Source organism: Sphingobium sp. PAMC28499 (assembly GCF_004795815.1).
In the GTDB taxonomy this organism is placed as follows: Bacteria; Pseudomonadota; Alphaproteobacteria; order Sphingomonadales; family Sphingomonadaceae; genus Sphingobium; species Sphingobium yanoikuyae.
Window position 1 is genome coordinate 3,527,943 of sequence record NZ_CP039248.1, and the last position, 15,501, is coordinate 3,543,443.

The following is a 15,501-nucleotide window of genomic DNA, read 5'->3' on the forward strand; positions in this document are numbered from 1 at the left end:
AAGGGTGACATGAAAATGCCGAACCCGGCGCACAATGTTACAGACATCGCCGCAATCTGAAATCGCCGGGCAAAATCACACGCAGACACTCCGCCTGACCAGCGTCAGACGCGGAGTGCAGCGTGATACAACAGCCGATCAATTTCCCGGCCCGGACCGACCAGATAGACAGGAAGAGGCAGTCGATCTGCTTCTTCTTCAACGCGCAGATCCATCATCTTCTGCACGCCATGCCGCTGGCACTGGAATTGTCGCATGATCCGCGCTTTCGCGTCGATATCATCGCGGCCGGCGCCGATCATATTGCCCTGGCCCGCGACCTGGCAGCCCGTCATGGCGGCGGCCGGCTGAACTTCATCCATCTCGACAATATCTGGCTGCGCACCCTGTCCCATCTGTCGGGCCATGCCAGCCCGCCCAAGCTCGCCACCCTGCTCGCTGCGCGCCGCCGCCTCGCCCGCTATGACGCGATCGTCGTGCCCGAACGCACCTCTCTGCTGCTGCGCCGGCTCGGGCTGGCGGACAGCCGCTTCATCCATACCTGTCATGGCGCGGGCGACCGGGCGGTCGGCTATGATCCGCGCATCGCGCTGTTCGACTTCGTCCTGCTGGCGGGCGAGAAGCAGCGCCGCCGGATGCTGGCACAGGGCCTGATCCGCGAGGATCATTACGCCATTGCCGGCTATGGCAAGTTCGACCTGACCCAGGGCCAGCGTCCGGCCAGCCCTTTCACCGACAGTCGCCCGATCATCCTCTACAACCCGCATTTCTCGCCGCGCCTCTCTTCCTGGCAGGCGATGGGCATGGATGTACTGCGCCAGTTCGCGGCCGATGATCGCTTTAATCTGATCGTCGCGCCCCATGTCCGCCTGTTCGACAATCGCCGCAAGCGCGCCGCGGCCGAGCGCATGCTGGCCGAGTTTGCCGGCCTGCCGCATATTCATGTCGACCTGGGCAGCCGGGCGAGCGTCGACATGAGCTATGTCCAGATCGCCGCCGCCTATATCGGCGACGTGTCGAGCCAGATCTACGAATTCATCGCCACGCCGCGCCCCTGTCTCTTCCTCAACGGCCATGGCGCGCAATGGCGCGACGATCCCAACTATGCCCATTGGCATTATGGCCCGGTCCATGAATCCGCCGATCGCATCCCGGACAAGGTCGCCGCCGCCATGGCCGCCCATGGCATGTATGACGCCGCCCAGCGACGCGGCCTGTCCGATACCTTCACCAGCGGTGGCGCGCCTGCCTCAGCGCGCGCGGCCAGGGCGGTCGCGGATTATCTGACACGCGGCGCGCCAGCAGCGCGGCCCGTTCCGACACCCTATAAGCTGCGGGAGGCGCTGCGCCATGGCTGATGCCGATCGCCGCCTCTGGCTGGTCGCCCGCGTCCATGCGCCCGATGAAGGCGGGGTCCAGACCTATGTGACCGAAACCGCCCGCGCCTATGCTGCGCTGGGCTGGCGCGTCACCCTGTTCGCCAAATCCTCGGCCGGTCCGCGCCGGGTCAGCAGCGACGGCGTCGAACTGATCGATGTCGGCCCGGCCTCGCGCCTGCGGGTCTATGGCCGGCTGTTCCGCGCCATGGCCGGCGCCTGGCTACGCGGTGAGCGCCCCCAGGCGATCCATGCCTGCACCTGGCGCGCAGCCCTGCCTGCCCTTGCCTTTCCCCGCCCCCTCATCGTGACGATCCATGGCCGGGAAGTCGGTCGCCCGGCCGGCGGCGCCTTCGCCCTGTTGCGGGTGCTGCTGCGCCGCGCCCGGCGCATCGTCGCGGTCAGCGCCGTCACCCGCGACCTGCTGGTGCAGCGCCTGCCCGATCTTGCCGCGCGCACCATCGTCGCCTGGAACGGGGTGCGCATGCCAGCCGACCGTCCCGCCACCGCCTTCCAGAATGGCGCCGCGCCGGCCCAAGTGCTGACTGTCTGTCGCCTGGTCGCGCGCAAGAATATTCCGGCCGCGATCGACGCCGCAGCCGCCTGCCTGCGCGAGGAAGCCTCACTCCACTACACCATCGTCGGCCGCGGCGTGGACGGCATCCGCATCCAACAGACCGTGCGCCGCCACCAGTTGGAGGATCATGTCCGCCTGGCCGGCTATGTCTCCGACGCGGAACTGGCCGCGCAATATCGCGACGCCGACATTTTCCTCCACCCTCAGATCGCGCTGGAAGATGGCGCCGAGGTGGAAGGCTTCGGCCTCAGCGTCGCCGATGCCATGGCACAGGGGCTGGCCTGCATCGTCGGCGCGGATGGCGGCCCGGCCGAACTGGTCCGCGACGGCGTCACCGGGCTGGTCGTCGATGGCAACTCCCCCAGCGCATTGCGCGCGGCGCTCGCGCTGCTGGCGCGCGATCCCGCGCTCTGCCGCCGACTGGGCGATCAGGCGCGGATCTGGGCCGCGAACAACCTGTCATGGGAACGGCATTGCCGCCTGATCCTGCATGAACTGCCGCCCCGTCGGCCCGCCCCGTCTCGCAGCACGCCCGCACTGACCGAAGGAGGATAGGATGCGCAACTACAGGGGCCCCATCATCCATATCGGCTATCACAAGACCGGAACCACCTGGTTCCAGGATATTTTCTACCCCGCCGTCCGCAATCGTCGCTACCTGCCCCGTGCCGTCGCGCGGGCCGCCTTTCTGGAGGCCGGCGCGCTGCATTTCGAGCCTGACCAGGCCCGCCACAGACTGGGCCAGGACCGCGACGACATCATCCTGTGCGAGGAAAATCTGAGCGGCGGGCTGCATAATGGCGGGCTGGCCGGCAATCTTTCCAAGGATGTCGCCGGCCGCATCCGCGATACGCTGCCCGGTGCGCAGATCGTCATCTTCGTGCGCGATCCCTGCTCGGCCATCGCGTCCGCCTATCTCCAATATGTGAAGGGCGGCGGCACATTCGGCATCCACCGCTACTTGTTCGGCCGAGACCGGCTCGGCCCGGTAGCGCCGGAGCGGGACGAGGCGCCCGGCTTCCGCCGCGAGCATTTCGACTATGCCCGGCTGATCGCTCATTATGATCGGCTGTTCGGCGCGGACAATGTCCATGTCTTCCGCTATGAGGATTTTCGCGCCGATCCGCGCGGCTTCGCCGCCGCTTATGCTAGCCGTTTCGGGCTGGATGTCGCGCTCGATCAGCTGGACTGGGGCACACGCAACCCCTCCCCCGATCGGCTGCTACTCTGGGCCTTTCGCACGGCCAATCTCTTCACCCGGCGCGCCGTCGCGGACAAGGACTGCCTGCTCCATCTGCCCGGCTGGTATGGGCTCAGCCGCAAGCTGCTGCGCCGCGCCAATGCCTCGGGCCGCTTCGGCCGCCCGCTGCGCATGCGCGACATATTGGACGAGGGCGCGATCGCCCATTTCAACGACTATTATCGGCATGGCGAGGCCGCCATTGCCGACCGACTGGAACAACAGACATGCCGCGACGCAAAATCACGCGACGGGATGGCCGGACCGGCGCCGTCCTATGCTCGATCATGCAGAACAGCCACATCCTCCTTGCCGACGATGACGCAGCACTGCTGACGTCGCTGTCGGACTATTTCGGCCGCTATGGCTTCGACGTCGACACCGCCGCCAATCTCGCCGACATGCGCCGCCTTTCGGAAGAGGGTCATTATGACCTGTTGATCGCCGAACCGATGATGCCGGGTCAGCATACAGCCGGCCTGCTGCGCGAATTCGCGTTCGAACGGCGCATTCCGGTCATCATCCACAGCCGCGCCAGCAGCGACATTGATCGCATCCTGGGCCTGGAAATGGGCGCGGAAGATTATCTGACCAAGCCCTGCAACGCCCGCGAACTGCTCGCCCGCGCCAATGCGGCGCTGCGCGCCCGTCGCCGCCAGGCCGATGCCGGCACCATGGCTACGGCCCCGCGCGACAATAGCTGGGTCGCCTTCCAGGGCTGGCGCTTCGACCTTACCACCCGCCAGTTGTTCGATCCGAGCGGCGGCACCATCTCGCTGTCCGAGGGCGAATATCAGTTGCTGCGCGTCTTCGTGGCCAATGCGCGCCAGGTGCTCAACCGCCACCAGTTGCTCGACCAGGTCTATGGCGCATCGAGCGACCATTATGACCGCGCCATCGATGTCCAACTGTGCCGTCTGCGTCGCAAATTGTCGGCTGGCGGCCTCAAGGGACAGACGATCCGCACCGTGCGCAACGAAGGCTATATCTTCGTCCACCCCGTCACGGCTGGCAACGCCGCCAACTGATCACAATAAAAATCAAATCCATTACCCCGCATATGAAAATATGCGGGGATTTTTTCGTCACAAATCAAATATAATTACGAAATTTCATAAATCATGAAATTCCGTGAAACATACGCAACATTTCACAACATAATAAAAACTATCGTCATATCTGTTTTTTATTGGCAACAGCTTTGTTAAACCTTTGTGAAACACGGCAAATCGCGTTGACGCACTTCGTCGCACGCATACAAATCTCTCCATCGGCTCGCGTCACCCCAAGGACAAAACCAACAGGGCGCGGACCGGGATAAAATATCCCAAGGGAGATTATTTTCATGCCGTCTCACATCATGCGGCGCCTTTCGGCGTCGACCATCCTGCTCGGCCTGGCGACCCCGGCCTTCGCGCAGACCAGCGCGGCGGATGATGGCGCGACCAGCGACACCATCGTCGTCACCGGTTCGCGCATCGCCCGCCCCGACCTGCAGCAGGCATCGCCGATCGCGATCGTCAGCGCGCAGGAATTGAAGCTCAGCGGCAAGGTCAACGTCGAATCGATCATCAACGACCTGCCCCAGCTCATCCCCAGCACGACGGCGGCATCCAATAATCCGGGCGGCGGCGTGTCGACGGCCGACCTGCGCGGCCTGGGTGCCAACCGCACCCTGGTGCTGGTCGATGGGCGTCGCTACGTCTCCTATGACTCCAACCAGATCGTCGATCTCAACACCGTTCCGGCGGGCTTGATCGACCATGTCGAGGTCGTGTCGGGCGGCCGTTCGGCCGTCTATGGTTCGGACGCGATCGCCGGCGTCATCAACTTCGTGACCAAGCGCGACTTTTCCGGCGTGGAAGCAAATGCCAATTATCGCATCAACCAGGCTGGCGACGGCGGCACTTTCAACACCAACCTGCTGATGGGTGGCAATTTCGCCGACGGTCGCGGCAACGCCACCTTCTACATCGATTACACCAAGCGCGACGCCGTCCAGCAGTCGGCCCGCAGCTACACCAAGCAGGCCTATACCGATGACGGCGATGGCGGCCTGGCCGCCGGCGGCTCGGGCTCGATCCCCGGCACCCGCTTCGCCCTGGCCGGCACCCAGTATAAGTTCAATCAGGACGGCAGCTATTCGGCCTATGACGCGACGACCGACGCCTACAACTATGCGCCGGACAATTATCTGCAGGTGCCCCAGAAGCGCATCCTGCTGAGCGCCCAGACCCATTATGACGTCAACGATCACCTGACCGTCTATGCCGAGGGTCAGTTCATCAACAACCGGGTGAAGAACCGCCTCGCGTCCACGCCGTTCACCGGCTCGGTCTCGCTCGACGTCGACTCCTCCTTCCTCTCGCCGGAATCCCAGGCGCTGCTGTCGGCAGCGGACACCGACGGCGACGGCTATGCCACCGCCGCCATCTATCGCCGCCTCAACGAGGTCGGCGCCCGCATCTCCAATGTCGACAACACCGCCTATCGCACCCTGATCGGTGCGAAGGGCCAGATTGCCGGCGACTGGAACTATGACGGCTATTACAGCTATTCGCGCACCAAGCAGGTCGAGACCCAGACCGGCAACGTATCGCGCAGCCGCGTGGAGCAGGCGCTCAAGACCACCTATGACAGCGACGGCAATCTGGTCTGTTCCGACACCAGCAATGGCTGCGTCCCGCTGAACATCTTCGGCGAAGGCAATATCAGCAGCGAAGCCGCCGCCTTCATCTCGATCCCGGTCAAGAATGTCAGCACCGTGACCGAACAGGTCGCCAGCTTCGCCGTCACCAACGGCAATCTGTTCGACCTGGGCGCCGGCCCGGCCGGTATCGCCTTTGGTGCGGAATATCGCTCCGAACATGGCAGCTATGATCCGGACTATGCCCTGTCCTCGGGCGACGTCGTCGGCTTCAACGCCGGTGAAGGCCTGTCGGGCGGCTATAATGTGAAGGAGCTGTTCGCCGAAATCGACGTGCCGCTGCTCGCCGACCTGCCGCTGGTCCACAAGCTCGACTTCAACGGCGCCTATCGCTTCTCGCATTACTCGACCGCAGCCAAGAATGTCGGCACCTTCTCGGCCGGCCTCATCTATGCGCCGATCAAGGACGTCACCTTCCGCGGCCAATATAGCCGGGCGGTGCGTGCGCCGACCGTCGCGGATCTCTATTCGGGCCAGTCGCAGGACTTCCCGACCGCGAACGATCCCTGCTCGACCGAGGACGCGACCACCAATGCCAGCCTGGCGGCCAGTTGCGTCGCAACCGGCGTTCCGTCGAGCGCGCTCGGCACCGACATCAACGGTGGCAGCTCGCAGATCGACTCGATCACCGGCGGCAACCCGAACCTGCGTGAGGAAAAGTCGGACACCTGGACCGCGGGCGTCGTGCTCCAGCCCAGCTTCCTGCCGCGCTTCAGCCTGACGGTCGATTATTACCATATCAAGATCGACAATTATATTTCGACGCCGGGCACCGCGAACATCATCAAGGCCTGCTATGGCGATCAGTCCAATGGCTGGACGCCCTATGACAGCAGCTATTGCTCGCTGCTGCCGCGCAACGAGAACAGCTATGCGATCGAGGGCGCGGAAAATCTCCTGTCCAACACCGGCGGTCTCAAGACCGAGGGCGTGGACTTCGAGATGAACTACAGCCTGCCGCTCAACTTCGGCGTGTTCGGCGCCAAGACCGGCAAGCTCAGCTTCCGCGTCGCGGGCACCCGTCTGATCCGTTACGACCTGAACCCGGTCGCGGCGATCCCGGAACTGAACCAGAGCTGTGCCGGTCGCTTCGGCGTCTATTGCGGCGATCCCTATTCCAAGCTGCGGCTCAACAACCGCATCACCTGGAGCAGCGGTCCGATCACCCTGGGCCTGACCCATCGCTATCTGTCGAGCGTCCGCGACGACGACGATACCACCACCTATACCGTCGAGAAGATCAAGGCCTACAACCTGTTCGACCTCGGCCTCCAGGTGCAGGCCACGGAAACCTTCGGCTGGTCGCTGGGCATGAACAACATGTTCAACAAGAAGCCGCCGATCATGGGCGACAACCAGCAGCAGTCGAACACCTATCCGTCGACCTACGACGTCTATGGCCGCGCCTTCTTCGTGAACGCCTCGGTCAAGTTCTGATCATACCGCTGGACGGGCACTCCTCGCCCGTCCGGCACCTGCCCCACAAAAAAGCGGCCGCCCTTTCGGACGGCCGCTTTTTCCTTTGATCGACCGGCGCCTCAGCGCGGCGGATTGACCACCACATATTGCACCGACGATCCGACATATTGCGGCTGATACCAGTTATTGCCGCACTGCGAATAGCTGATGCCATTGACCACCACGGTCGAACAATCTGGCGGCACGCTGCGCACGATCGACCCGATCGCCGCCGCCGTCAGCGTCACCGCGGCCGCGGTCGCCACCGGATGCCAGTGATCGTCCCAATCATCATCCCACCGGTCATGGCGATGATGATCATAATGGTCGTAGCGGCCCGGACCGCCCCCATGATGCCCACCGCCATGATTTACATTCACATGGACATTATTGACCGTGTTGTGATGCCGGTTGTGATTGACATTGTTGACCGATCCGCCGCGCACGCCCGGCCGCCCACCGGGATGGGACTTGCCCGGCCGCGCCGCATGGCCGCCACCCGACGGTCGCGCCGGTCGTGCGCGTCCGCCGCCGCGATTGCCACGCTTCCGGGGCGGCGCCGCCTCCGCCGTCGATGCGGCCATGCCCAGCACCAGCGCCGCGGATGACAGCATGACCCGACCGATGACGACCGGTTCGGCCATCAGGGCAAGCGATGCGATAATGGCCAGGCCGCGTTTTGCCTCCATGCTCATTTCGCCTCTCCCTTGCTCAGGTCAACCATGCGGATCGGATTGGCGCCGGCCGGCGCGGTGAAGGCGAGGTCAGCCGCCGACGGTCGCGCGCTGCCGTCCCAGCGCATCAGCGCGCTATATTGCGGCATCGACGGATCATTCGTGTCGGTGATCACCATCTTGCAGGGCAACTGGCTGCTGTCCTCGATCCATATCTGCCAGTCGACCTTTTCCTGGCGGAAGGCATAATGGGTACAGGTACGGCCGTCGATCGTCTCTGGGCGGATAACATAGCCCGACTTTATGCGGCTGCGCAGCGTCTGGTCCGTGCCCCAGGTGAACAGGTCGGCCAGCGGCAGTTCGACACCATAGGTGGTGCGCAGGCTGTCGAGCGACTGGCCGATCGAACCGGTCACCGGCACGCTGGCATAATAGTTCAGGCGCGGCGCCAGCACCGTGAACTTGCCGCCGCCGAAATAATATTCCCGATTCTGAATGTCGGATGTGGCGACGATCTTGAACGCGTCGGGCTTGTGGACCTGAATGTCCAGCGCACCGGTGAATTGCAGCTTCTGCCCGGTATCCAGCACCACTTCGGTCGTGACATCGGCCTTCAGCGCGAAGCCGGGCAGCGAGATCAGCTTGGCGCTCATCTTGTCCATCGCGTCCATTGCCGCCGGCTCGACCACGCCCGCCGCCGGCGCAGCAGTCTGCGCGTGGGCAGTGGATGCGGCCAGCAAAGCCAGCGGCACACAGAGACATTTTATCCTAGACCTCATCACAAGCTCCTTCTGCCCGGATCGGACGCGCGGCGAGATGCGCGATGCGGCCATTGGACGCCATCTCCCTTGCTGCGGCCGACTATCGCCGTTCCCACGACGCGGCCCATCGGGATAATTGCCGATTTGGCCGCATTTCTTTCCGAGCACCCCCTGAGCCTGACGGAGCATCAGGCGGAAAGTGCAGTCCTTCTTCCCGCCTGATGCATGACCACACCCAGGGGGATGGGTGGCAGTCATTTCATGGGCCGGTAGTCCCGGCCGATCCCTGCTGCCGGGTGGTCATTTCCGCACCATCCCGGCCTTGTCCTGTCGCTATCAAGCTAGAGCGCCGCCGGGGCCGGCCAAGTCGGGATTTGCCCTGATCGGCCTTTTGCGCCGGTGCCCGTCATTCGGCGCGATCGTAACATGCTGCTATCCAACGCTCCGCGCCCCTTTGCGCCCGCGCACCGGCAACAGATCGTTACCGTGCCGTCCCAGGGTTTATCATGATCGCCAATCCCCGACGGCACGCCTAGGATCACCGCAAGATTTCTCGCTGACGGAGCGGCGATCATGACGGAAGACATTCCCAAACTCCCGACCGACATGGGTGCAAAACGCACCGTCATGGCCGCCGATCGCACCTTGATGGCCTGGATCCGCACCTCGCTCTCGATGCTCAGCTTCGGCTTCACCATCTACAAATTTCTCGACGCCGCGACGGAGAAGACGGGCCACGGCGATTCCCAGAGCCCGCAGCATATCGGCCTGTTCCTCGCCGGCATGGGCACGCTGGCCATCCTGCTTGGCACATGGGGCTACTGGATGACGCTGTCCGACCTCAAGCAGACCAACCAGTTTCATCTGGGCCGCCCGGTGCTGGTCATGGCGCTGATCATGTGCGTGGCCGGCATTGCTCTGTTCGCGGCCATTGCGACGCGCGCCGTATAGGCGCATCAACAGGATCGACAGACAAGGAGTATCGGTTGACCGTGCCATCCCCCCTCGCCCCTGCGGCCACTGCGCCGGACAATATGATCCATATTCCCGGCGGCCGCTTCATCATGGGGTCGGATCATCATTATCCCGAGGAAGCGCCGGCCCATCCAGTCGAGGTCGACGCCTTCTGGATCGATGCCACCCCCGTCACCAATCGCGACTTCCGCCGCTTCGTCGAGGCGACCGGCCATCGCACCACGGCGGAGATCGCCCCCAATCCGGACGATTATCCCGGCGCCCAGCCGGACATGCTGCGCCCCGCCTCTTTGGTCTTCACGCCCACCGAACGCCCGGTGCCGCTGCATGACTGGAGCCAGTGGTGGCGCTATGTCTTCGACGCCGACTGGCGCCATCCGCTCGGCCCGGACTCCTCGATCGATGACCTCGACGACCATCCGGTGGTCCATGTCACCTATGACGACGCCGCTGCCTATGCCGCCTGGGCGGGCAAGGCGCTGCCCACGGAAGCGGAATGGGAATTTGCCGCGCGCGGCGGCGTCGATGGCCAGGAATTTGCCTGGGGCGACGAACTGTTGCCCGATGGCAAGGCGATGGCGAATTTCTGGCAGGGCAATTTCCCGTCCGAAAATCTGCTGATCGACGGCTATGAACGCACCTCGCCGGTCGGCAGCTTCCCCGCCAATGGCTATGGCCTGTCCGACATGATCGGCAATGTCTGGGAATGGACCGAGGATTTCTACGCCGCCCGACACCAGGCCGATCCCTCGCGCCCCTGCTGCGCGCCGCGCAACCCGCTCAACCAGGCGCGCGAAGCCAGCTATGACCCGCAGCAGCCACACATCCTCATCCCGCGCCGTGTCCTTAAAGGGGGTTCGCACCTCTGCGCGCCCAGCTATTGCCGGCGCTATCGCCCAGCCGCGCGCCATGCCCAGGCGATCGACTCCTCGACCAGCCATATCGGCTTTCGCTGCGTGATCCGCGCGGCCTGACAGGCAGAAGGGGCGTCGCGCCGAACCGCACGACGCCCTTTCCTGTCAGAACCCGACCTGCATGAAGACCGCCGGGCCGCTGAACCGATATTTCATCCGCCCGGCCCAGTTATCCTTGTCGACATCGACCCGATAATTGACGTAGCGCCACATCGCGCCGATCCCGACATTCTTGGCAAAGCGCCAGGTCATGGCCGCTTCGGCATTGAGCAGCCGCCCCTTATAATCGTCGATCTTGAGCGACAGATAATCCGCCCGCGCGCCCAGGGTCAGGTCGGTGGCGATCCGCTGCGTCGCAAACAGCCCCACCGTCGGCAGCGGCGCCAGCGCCTTGCGGCGGCGCTGCGTCCCGCTCACCTGCGTTTCACCCAATCTCGCGTCGCCCTTGAGCGTCAGGGTAAAATCGGTCGCATGCAGCCCCAGCGCCGCGCCGACGCGGGTATCGGGCGTGCTCACGAACGCATAGCCGAAGGTCAGTCGGTAGACGTCGCTATCGAAGCCGCTTTCCACCCGGACACCGGCCGGATAGGTGACATCGTCAAATGTGATATCGCGCGCCACCGTCTTGGACCCGTTGCGGCTCAGCGAATAATATTCGCCCATCACCGACCAGTTGCCGCCCAATCTTATCCCCGCCGCGACCTGTGGCAACGCCTTGTGCTTGTCGAGATCGAGGTCGGATTCCAGGTCGATATTCGTGCCACCATCCGGGTTGGAGGCTGGCGCGACCCGAACATGGGAACTGACCGATGGCCAATAGGCCCCCACTTCGACCCAATATTTGTCGTCGAGCGATTGCGCATGCGCGGGCGCTGCAACCGTGCCCATCATCACGACACAAATGCCGCCAAGCCCGATGCTGTGACGCGCCATTTCGTCCTCCCTTCGGCTGGCGGCCGCTCATTAGATACGGTGACCATGCCGCCTGCCCCCTTGTGCGCCCTTGCGTAGAGCTTGGGCATCGGGGTCATTGCCTAGGAGCGCGGAGAATGTTGCCGGGGTAAACCCGATGCCGTCATCACCATCGACCTGTAAAGCGGCCGGAAAATGCCGTGCGGGTCGCTCCCCCCATCTCGGGGTAAATACCCGGTCGTCAAATCGGGCCGCTAACCATCCATCCGGCATGCGCGACTCAGGAGCGGCGAGCAGGCCGCCGACCGACTTCGGCGCGCTACGCTAGGTATATTTCCTTAGACCTAAAATTATACATAAAACCCACATTTCTTCAAAGTATACAATGTCATACTTTAGTCCATTAACCCTCTTAAACGCCCATTTCACATAGGTTTCGTGGCAACAACCCGCCAAACATCCATCAATGCAGAAAGCGTCGAAAGGCCAGGAAAAACTCTGCTTTTTACACAGGCTTGACCATTGCTACATAGAATCACCACCGGTATACTTACCGATAACAGGGTCGCTCGTTAGTTAGTCCATTTTCACGCGGCATTTCCCGCGGAGATGATCTTTACGCGCCGGGACTTTCGCCCCGGTCGAATGATACAGGGCATTTTAGCTGGTGAGGGAGACGTCATGCTCGAACTACATCAAGCGGGGGCACCCTATTATCCGGAGTTTTTCGGTGACGAACGTGGCAGTGCCACAGTTCCCGTGCCGATCTATCTGGTTCCGCCGGGTCCGTCCCATACAACATCCCGTGCAGAGCTGCAGCGCCTGATCAACAGCATTCCGGTCAAGATCGTGGTGGTGGATCGCGATGCCTGCATCGTGGCCATCAATGGCGCCTGCCAGCCCTATCTCCGCGCCGTTGGCCTCGACCTGCATCTCGTGGCAGGCCAGAGCTATTACGCCGTCAAGGCACGTTTCGCCGCACCACCGCCAGATGCCCGCAGCGTGAGCGAGCATGTCGCCGCCCTCTGCCAGCACAGCACGCCCTTCAGCCAGACCCTCAGCTTCCCGCTCGCCGGGCAGGACATCCGCATGGTCGTCCATGGCGAACGCCTGCCGGGCACCGAGGATCTGTTCATCCTCAGCCATCTCGACGATGAAGATCCGGAAAGCGAAACCGCCAATCCCCGTCGCTACCACCTCTCGATGCTGCAGGCGGAGGAAGAGGAGCGCAAGCGGATCGCCCGTGAACTGCATGACGAAACGGCCCAGCAACTGGCCCTGATGCAGTTCAACCTCATGACGCTGCGCAACAGCGACATGAGCCCCCAGGCCAACGACGCCTATCAGGCCATGGAAATCTCGCTCAAGGCGATCCAGGATCAGGTGCGGACGCTCAGCTATCTGCTCCATCCGCCCGAACTGGCGGAGGATGGTATCGAGGCGGTCCTCGCCCATTTCACCCGCGGCTTCGCCCGCCGGTCCGGGCTCCAGATCGAATTTCGCTGCCTTTCGGGACCGATCAAGCGCGACCCGGACATGGAGATCGCCTTCTATCGCGTCGCGCAGGAAGCACTGGCCAATGTCTACAAACATGCCGATGCCCGCCACGCCGTCGTCCGCCTGCGACGGACCCAGACCAGCTTCACCCTGGAAATAGAGGATGATGGCCGGGGCGTGCCCGAACATATCCTCAACGGCCAGGGCCGCGACATCGTCGGCGTCGGCCTGTCGGGAATGCGGGAGCGGGTCGCGGCCCTCGCCGGCCAGTTGGAAGTCCGTCGCACCGGCACCGGCACGCTCGTCACCGCGACCATACCGCGCCGCCGCCAGACCGACTGACCTCGGCTGATCGGCGACGCAGGATCAGGCCCGCCCGCCGATCGCCCGCCGATCAGGGTTCGACGATATTGTTGCGCACCGCATAGCGCACCAGTTCCGCCGTCGTTCCCAGCTTCAGCTTGTGCATCGCCGCCGCGCGGTGGGTCTCGACCGTCTTCACGCTGATATCGAGCAGATGGGCGATCTGCTTGTTGATCTTCCCCTCCGCGATCAACTGGACGATCTCGCGCTCGCGCGGGGTCAGCGTGGCGACATTGCTGCCGGCCACGCTGCTTTTCACATAATGGTCGAGCAGGGTTTCCGAGATCGCTGCCGAAAAATAGGGCTTGCGCAGCGACAGCGCCTCGACCGCCGACTGGAGATGCTGTCCGCTGTCGGACTTGAGCACATAGCCGCGCGCGCCCGCACGCAGCACCTCGACCAGCAGATCCTCCCGATCATGCATGGTGTAGATCAAGATCTCGATCCGCGGGAATTCCTGCTTGAGCGCGCGGGTCAGTTCCAACCCGTTCATCAGCGGCAGCGAATAATCCAGGATCGCGATGTCCGGCTGGGTATCGCGCGCCGCCTTCAGCGCGTCATGCCCGTCCGATGCCTCGGCGACGATCTGCCAGCGATCTTGGGTTTCGAGGAACGTCCGAACCCCCTGGCGCAAGGCCTGATGATCGTCGGCAATCAATATCCGCGTCAATGGCTTGCTCATCCCTTACCCCTGTCCACTCCCGATGGCGCCCATGATGAGCCTGCCTATCTTTGCGGCCCGCCCGCCTGAAACAATGGGGGTTTTCCCCCGCATCGGCCGATATTGCCCCGACAGCGCGCAAAGCCGCCAATATCGGCCTTTCCGTCGTGGCAAGCACAGGGCCTGGCAGCGGAAAATCTGCCATGTCCCGCTTTGCTTGGCGAGAGGAAAGCATGGTTATCGTGCATTTTCCTGATCTTAGCATCGATCACAGGGTTTTCTGCGATGCGAGCGTCCCCCAACCGGGTCGGGGATTATCCCGATGGCCCCACCCGCCGCGCCGATGGATGATGGCACCGGGCTTCATGGCCTTCAGGGAAAATGGGGACAGATGATGCGCAATGTGAAGACCTGCCTGCTGGGCGCTATCCTGCCGCTGGCCGGTGCGATCAGCACCCCGGCGAAGGCCGTCGAGGGCGCCGCCAGCCTCTATGTTCCCGGCACCGGCGGCCCCGCGACCGCCGTGATGCCGCCGCTGGAGGGTGTCTATTTCGACGACACCATCTACATCTACAATGGCAGCGCGAGCGCCAGCAAGGAATTCGTCGTCGGTGGCAATGTCGTCGCCGGCCTCGATGCAACGATCGTCGCCGATTTCCTGACGACGCTGGTCGTACCCTCCACCAATTTCCTGGGCGGCACCCTGTCGATGGGCGTGACCGTGCCGGTCGGCGCGCCGATGATCGATGCCAATGCCGTCGTCACCGGCCCGTTCGGCAATCTGCGCAGCCTCAACGTCCATGATTCCGCGCTCGTCGTCGGCGATCCTGTGTTCAACACCATGCTCGGCTGGAAGGCGGGCAAGCTCCACATCCAGGCCAGTTCCATGGTCAACATCCCGGTCGGCCATTATCGCGAGGACCAGCTGGCCAATCTGGCGCTGCATCGCTGGGCGGTCGACACCTCGCTCGCGCTCAGCCTGCATGATGATGAGAGCGGCTGGGATTTGACCGGCAAGGCCGGCGTCACCTTCAACGGCAAGAATGACTATACGGAATATGACAGCGGCAACGAGTTCCACCTCGAAGGATCGGTGGAAAAGGCGCTGTCGAAGAAATTCTCCATCGGTGCCCAGGGCTATTGGCTGAAGCAGATCAGCGATGACAAGAGCAGTGGCGCCCTGCTCGGCGCCTTCCGGGGCGAGGTGGTCGGCGTCGGCGGCACGGCCGCGCTCAATGTCACCATGGGCCGCTCGCCCGCGACCTTCCGCCTGCGCGCCTTCAAGGAACTCGACGCCACCAACCGGCTGAAGGGCGAGGCCTTCTTCCTGAGCCTCAGTCTGCCGCTCTACATGAAGATGCCCAAGCAATAGCCTGGGCATCCCCT

General features: G+C 63.5%; 13 protein-coding genes. 9 read left to right on the top strand and 4 right to left on the bottom strand.

Translation table 11 applies throughout. The features are described from left to right. The first annotated feature begins 122 nt into the window (after positions 1 to 122). The 5 genes from E5554_RS16865 to E5554_RS16885 all read left to right on the top strand — a co-directional run bounded on the left by E5554_RS16865 (position 123) and on the right by E5554_RS16885 (position 7,337). Positions 123 to 1,358: a glycosyl transferase gene (locus tag E5554_RS16865; RefSeq protein WP_136187495.1), complete on the top strand. Its 1,236-nt coding sequence runs from the start codon at positions 123 to 125 to the stop codon at positions 1,356 to 1,358. Continuing rightward, positions 1,351 to 2,508 (top strand): glycosyltransferase family 4 protein, encoded by a 1,158-nt coding sequence (locus E5554_RS16870; RefSeq protein ID WP_136187496.1) that lies wholly within the window; start codon positions 1,351 to 1,353, stop codon positions 2,506 to 2,508. The genes E5554_RS16865 and E5554_RS16870 overlap by 8 nt, the downstream gene beginning before the upstream one ends. A 1-nt stretch (position 2,509) precedes the next feature. After that, positions 2,510 to 3,529, top strand: a complete 1,020-nt coding sequence (locus E5554_RS16875) for a sulfotransferase (protein ID WP_136187497.1) — start codon at positions 2,510 to 2,512, stop codon at positions 3,527 to 3,529. After that, positions 3,481 to 4,221 (top strand): response regulator transcription factor, encoded by a 741-nt coding sequence (locus E5554_RS16880; RefSeq protein ID WP_026109479.1) that lies wholly within the window; start codon positions 3,481 to 3,483, stop codon positions 4,219 to 4,221. Before E5554_RS16875 ends, E5554_RS16880 begins: the two co-directional genes overlap by 49 nt. Before the next feature lie 317 nt (positions 4,222 to 4,538). Then, the gene (locus E5554_RS16885) at positions 4,539 to 7,337 is read left to right on the top strand and encodes a TonB-dependent receptor (RefSeq protein ID WP_136187498.1); all 2,799 of its coding nucleotides are present in this window, start codon (positions 4,539 to 4,541) and stop codon (positions 7,335 to 7,337) included. Positions 7,338 to 7,438: 101 nt separating this feature from the next. Here the strand turns inward: E5554_RS16885 and E5554_RS16890 are convergent, their stop codons facing one another. Further along, complete coding sequence (locus E5554_RS16890; RefSeq protein WP_136187499.1) at positions 7,439 to 8,053, bottom strand: hypothetical protein; 615 nt, start codon at positions 8,051 to 8,053, stop codon at positions 7,439 to 7,441. Beyond that, positions 8,050 to 8,811 (bottom strand): DUF2092 domain-containing protein, encoded by a 762-nt coding sequence (locus tag E5554_RS16895; protein WP_210729761.1) that lies wholly within the window; start codon positions 8,809 to 8,811, stop codon positions 8,050 to 8,052. Before E5554_RS16895 ends, E5554_RS16890 begins: the two co-directional genes overlap by 4 nt. Before the next feature lie 555 nt (positions 8,812 to 9,366). On the opposite strand from E5554_RS16895, the gene E5554_RS16900 reads away from it, so the two are divergent. After that, positions 9,367 to 9,744 carry a DUF202 domain-containing protein gene (locus tag E5554_RS16900; RefSeq protein WP_097383474.1) on the top strand — a complete coding sequence of 126 codons (378 nt, stop codon included), beginning with the start codon at positions 9,367 to 9,369 and terminating at the stop codon, positions 9,742 to 9,744. A gap of 83 nt (positions 9,745 to 9,827) precedes the next feature. Further along, the gene (locus E5554_RS16905; RefSeq protein ID WP_048938617.1) at positions 9,828 to 10,742 is read left to right on the top strand and encodes a formylglycine-generating enzyme family protein; all 915 of its coding nucleotides are present in this window, start codon (positions 9,828 to 9,830) and stop codon (positions 10,740 to 10,742) included. Positions 10,743 to 10,787: 45 nt separating this feature from the next. Here E5554_RS16905 and E5554_RS16910 read toward each other — a convergent pair whose 3' ends face one another. Beyond that, positions 10,788 to 11,615, bottom strand: a complete 828-nt coding sequence (locus tag E5554_RS16910; protein ID WP_136187500.1) for an outer membrane beta-barrel protein — start codon at positions 11,613 to 11,615, stop codon at positions 10,788 to 10,790. 660 nt (positions 11,616 to 12,275) lie between these two features. Between E5554_RS16910 and E5554_RS16915 the strand changes: the two genes are divergently transcribed. Beyond that, complete coding sequence (locus tag E5554_RS16915; protein WP_136187501.1) at positions 12,276 to 13,433, top strand: ATP-binding protein; 1,158 nt, start codon at positions 12,276 to 12,278, stop codon at positions 13,431 to 13,433. Between the two features lie 52 nt (positions 13,434 to 13,485). On the opposite strand, the gene E5554_RS16920 is transcribed toward E5554_RS16915, so the two are convergent. Beyond that, entirely contained in the window at positions 13,486 to 14,136 is a 651-nt protein-coding gene (locus E5554_RS16920) for a response regulator transcription factor (RefSeq protein WP_004207433.1), read from the bottom strand. A 301-nt stretch (positions 14,137 to 14,437) separates the two neighbouring features. Here E5554_RS16920 and E5554_RS16925 point away from each other — a divergent pair, with 301 nt between their 5' ends. Beyond that, positions 14,438 to 15,487 (top strand): transporter, encoded by a 1,050-nt coding sequence (locus E5554_RS16925; protein ID WP_136187502.1) that lies wholly within the window; start codon positions 14,438 to 14,440, stop codon positions 15,485 to 15,487. The last annotated feature ends 14 nt before the right edge of the window (positions 15,488 to 15,501 follow it).

Coding starts and splice junctions, on each gene's coding strand:
- E5554_RS16870 (WP_136187496.1), top strand. CDS start 1,351: ATGGCTGATGCCGATCGCCGCCTCTGGCTGGTCGCCCGCGTCCATGCG.
- E5554_RS16875 (WP_136187497.1), top strand. CDS start 2,510: ATGCGCAACTACAGGGGCCCCATCATCCATATCGGCTATCACAAGACC.
- E5554_RS16880 (WP_026109479.1), top strand. CDS start 3,481: ATGCAGAACAGCCACATCCTCCTTGCCGACGATGACGCAGCACTGCTG.
- E5554_RS16885 (WP_136187498.1), top strand. CDS start 4,539: ATGCCGTCTCACATCATGCGGCGCCTTTCGGCGTCGACCATCCTGCTC.
- E5554_RS16890 (WP_136187499.1), bottom strand. CDS start 8,053: ATGAGCATGGAGGCAAAACGCGGCCTGGCCATTATCGCATCGCTTGCC.
- E5554_RS16895 (WP_210729761.1), bottom strand. CDS start 8,811: ATGAGGTCTAGGATAAAATGTCTCTGTGTGCCGCTGGCTTTGCTGGCC.
- E5554_RS16900 (WP_097383474.1), top strand. CDS start 9,367: ATGACGGAAGACATTCCCAAACTCCCGACCGACATGGGTGCAAAACGC.
- E5554_RS16905 (WP_048938617.1), top strand. CDS start 9,828: ATGATCCATATTCCCGGCGGCCGCTTCATCATGGGGTCGGATCATCAT.
- E5554_RS16910 (WP_136187500.1), bottom strand. CDS start 11,615: ATGGCGCGTCACAGCATCGGGCTTGGCGGCATTTGTGTCGTGATGATG.
- E5554_RS16915 (WP_136187501.1), top strand. CDS start 12,276: ATGCTCGAACTACATCAAGCGGGGGCACCCTATTATCCGGAGTTTTTC.
- E5554_RS16920 (WP_004207433.1), bottom strand. CDS start 14,136: ATGAGCAAGCCATTGACGCGGATATTGATTGCCGACGATCATCAGGCC.
- E5554_RS16925 (WP_136187502.1), top strand. CDS start 14,438: ATGGCCCCACCCGCCGCGCCGATGGATGATGGCACCGGGCTTCATGGC.